Annotated in this window: 2 protein-coding genes; both read right to left on the reverse strand. The window is 46.4% G+C overall.

Going from position 1 to position 3,755, the window contains the following annotated elements:
* Positions 1–25 precede the first annotated feature (25 nt).
* Positions 26–2,419 carry a hypothetical protein gene (locus CAG65_RS09395; protein ID WP_161453460.1) on the reverse strand — a complete coding sequence of 798 codons (2,394 nt, stop codon included), beginning with the start codon at positions 2,417–2,419 and terminating at the stop codon, positions 26–28.
* 86 nt (positions 2,420–2,505) lie between these two features.
* Entirely contained in the window at positions 2,506–3,744 is a 1,239-nt protein-coding gene (locus tag CAG65_RS09400) for an alpha-xenorhabdolysin family binary toxin subunit A (RefSeq protein WP_161453461.1), read from the reverse strand.
* Between the last annotated feature and the right edge of the window lie 11 nt (positions 3,745–3,755).

Genomic DNA, 3,755 nt, shown 5'->3' on the forward strand with positions numbered 1-3,755 from the left:
CCCCCGGATGGGAAGCCTCGAGTGGTTATTGATTGCAGTTGCGCTCTCCGGGAATACCGCTGCCCAGAAATTCAAAGCGAACTCGTTCTACGTTTTGCAGATATTGAGTATCGGCCTGGCCGAAATCCGCCACTTTGACATTCCACGTCGTGAATGGGGTCGGTTCAAAATACGCGTACGCCAGTTTATTCGCCACCGCGCCGTCGAGAATAATACTGGTCTGGTTATGTTGAGCGTCATCCAGGCGATAATCGAACGAACGGTTAAGTGGTGTTGAACTGAACGCAAATTGTTGGTCTTTGAAGCGATCCTGATAGTTGCCTGAGTTGGATAGCTTGAGGTTGAATTCCTGACCGTAAGGCAACGATTCGCCTTCCAGGTAAACACGCAAAGTCGACAGGCGAACGCGGTCGTAGCGACAGAATTTTTCATTATCCAACGCGAGTTGCACATTCAATTCACCATGTTCGGCCAGGCTCTGTAACTGCGTCTGATCATCGATGATAAAATCTGTGACTGCCAGGCTGTCTTGTGGTGCAGGGTCAAACCGCTCAAGTGCGTTGAGATATTCAGATTCAATCGTAGCCAGATCACTTTGATAATCCAACGCACTTTTGTTGAGTGATGGTTTGAGGCTGCTTTCTTTTAATGCCCAGTACTTATACGCTTGCTTGTAATTGGCCAGTGCAATGAACATGGGGCGTTTGAAGTGAGTCAGCATCCGTGATAGCTCTTTCTCGATGATATCAAACTGGCCGGATTCTTGTTGGTAATCCGTGATAGCTTGTTGCAATCGAGCTTGCTGATTTTGAGATACTTCCTGAGTTAACAGCATATCCAGCATTTTCGCCTGTTCGTGAGCCAGATTGAGTTGGGCGGTGTTGATGCCTTTCCCCAATAATACCTGCTTCTCCAGTTCCAATAGATATTGTCGCGCGCCTTTGATACCCAAACTGTCGGCAAAGCGCAGATTGCTGCGCACTTCTGCCAGCATCAGATCCCAGGCAAGGTTACTCTCTTCAATCGTTGGCAGCGCAAAATTAAACGTGTCCAGGGCTCCGGCGATTTTTTGAATTTTGATACTGCCTTTGGCTTCATTGGTCAGCTTGGCGATTCCACCGATGGATTTACTGATGTTGTCAATAATGCCGGTGACGTTCTTGATGTTTGTGACCAGATTCTTGGCCTTAGACAAGGTTTCAGGTGTTTGGGATAGCTGCTCAGTGAGGTCGTTAACGGCCCCAAGGTTGCCAGTAAACACGCCGCTGATGGCGCTGCCGAGCTCGGCAATGGCCTGAAAAATCTGCAGGGCCGCGTTTAGCTCCTGCTGCGTTTTCCACACTTCAACACCATAAACATAATTGCTTCGTGCGCTCAGCGCCGTCAGCTCTTGTGTATTGTAGCGCTTTTCAAGTGCACTGAGGCTCTCATGAAGCTTGCTGATGTTTTTGTCGCTCTGATCAATGATAGACTGTTGCGCGTTTAAGACATCGGTGACATTGTCCAGAGCTCGTTGAGCGGCGTCCAGCTTGTCCTCAATTTTAGTCTGGCGGTCTGAAGCCAGATCCCACTGGGCTTGATATGCAGCCATAGCATCCAGATAAGCGCGGTATTTGTCTTTATACAAAGTCCGGTCAAGCCGTGGCACGTACTGGTCGGACTGCGCGCTGAGCGTAATGAACTGCTGAAAAGCAACCGCCTGCAAATACAAATCAGCAAGCAGGGGATCTTTTTCCAGGGCATCATCTGACAAGCGCAGGGTTCTTTCTGCCCAGTCAATCATTTTACCTGCCACAACAGGGTTGGTATCAAACACCGCGCTCGCAGCATCAAAGATGCGACCCTCGATATCCACCAGAGAGGCCGTGTGCTGTAGCAGGTATTCATTGAGGTTGGTGGTAATGTCCACGCTGCGATAAGTGTCTCCGGCAGTTAACACAGAAATGCCAAGTGTATCTGCGTCATTGAGTTTATCGACGCTGACGGTGTCGTTGCTTCGAAATGCCAGAATATTAATGGTCGGCTCAACGTGATCAGCAATGATGGTAAAGGAAGCAACAGCCCCTTCTTTGCCTAAAACAAAGTTGGCTGTGCCATGGCCAATGACACGGCGAGCGAAGATCAGAATGTTCTGATTGTCGATCAGATGATTAAAGTTCTCATCAATTTCTAGTGTATCGGCAAACAAAACAACACGAGTCGGTTTAGTCACATATAAATTCTGTTCGGCTATCCAATCGCTGAAATTGACGTATAAGTCGGATGTGGTTCGGGATATCACAGAATTATTAATATAAGCTTTTTCTGTCCAGGATGGAATATTTACGTTTCCAGGAAGATTATTAACTTCCAGCCAGTCGTTTGCCAAAACAATAGAGGGTGACAGAGTCAGTGAAATTAAAATAGGAAGAAATTTCATAAAAATTTTCCTTAAAATTATTTTTTATACGCAGGATAAATTAATGCCCGGAAATAAAAGCCGGGCAGTGAGTTTATTTATAGGTGTTACTTTATTTCTTGGATGTACGCATTATTAGCAAAAGCTTTGGCTTTCTCGCTGATATCTCTCCAGTTTTTCTCCGCTACTGTGGTGTTAGCGATGGCCCCTGCTGCACCCATGAACACACTGGACTCCAGGATTGATGCGTCTTGTTCTGCTGCATTCAAGGCAATCAGTAGCGACTCAAAATCGGTATTCAGCTTTTGCCAGTGCAGTTTGAGTTTATTGATGTGCGGAATTGCATGATCAATTTTCTCTGAAATGACCTGGATGCTTTGGGTTGAACGTTGATAGGTGTTGTAAATTTTCTGCGTATAGTTGAGTTTTGATTCGACGTCAGCCGCTTCTTCGGTCAAAGAGTTGCGTAGCTTACGCGCTTTTTCCGCTTTGTCGCCGTATACGCCCATGATAGGGATAGCAACAGCAGGGAACCAGGCGTAAGTGACGGCGGTGGCTGCAACGGTTGTGTAGTGATCATAGTCCGCATTCAACTGCTTAATTCGGTCTTGCAGATCTTTCAGGCGTTGCTGCAGTTCGCTCCCGTCATCGGTCAGATACTCACTGTGAGTACTCTCTAATGTATTGAGCTGTGCTTGTTGTGTTTCCAGCGCGGCGGAAAAGTCGCGCAGTTCTGTTTCGATATCCGCCACTTGTTGTTGATACTGCAGAGAAAAGTTTTTTAACGCGGTGATGTAGCCAATCGCCATTTTACGGTGATTTTCGACTTCTGCTTTTGACGCCTCGTCTTGCAGGGCGGCTTTACTGAGAATGACGTTCAGTGAATTGCTAATCGGGTCAATCAGGTTGTTCTGTATGTCAGAATAGTTCGCCAGTGTCAGAGAGAGTTTCACGATATCTGGATACAAATCCTGCTTCCAGAAATAGGCCTTATCGTGTACTTCCACATACTGATCCAGTAAAGCCTGAAAATCCGTAAACGGGATGTCGTCAGGAATGCTCAAGGCGGATTTCATACCGGTTTCAGTAATCGGTAATGACAGTGCGCCTTCTGCGTATACTTGGATTTGAAACCACTCTTGTTGGTTAAGAATAAACTCATCGGTATCCAAGTCGATAAAAGCGCCGTTTTCACCCAGAATGGTGTCATACGAAATAGGATTGATGGCCAGATTGACATGAGTTTCTGCGCTGTCTGAAGAGGTGTAACTGTTGGCAATGCCCGACGTTGACATTAACCCTAATGCTATTGCACTTACCAATAGGGTCTTATTATATTTTTTCATTTCTCTTACCT

Origin of the sequence: Vibrio sp. V39_P1S14PM300 (genome assembly GCF_009904765.1) — a bacterium.
In the GTDB taxonomy this organism is placed as follows: Bacteria; Pseudomonadota; Gammaproteobacteria; order Enterobacterales; family Vibrionaceae; genus Vibrio; species Vibrio proteolyticus.

Coding starts and splice junctions, on each gene's coding strand:
- CAG65_RS09395 (WP_161453460.1), bottom strand. CDS start 2,419: ATGAAATTTCTTCCTATTTTAATTTCACTGACTCTGTCACCCTCTATT.
- CAG65_RS09400 (WP_161453461.1), bottom strand. CDS start 3,744: ATGAAAAAATATAATAAGACCCTATTGGTAAGTGCAATAGCATTAGGG.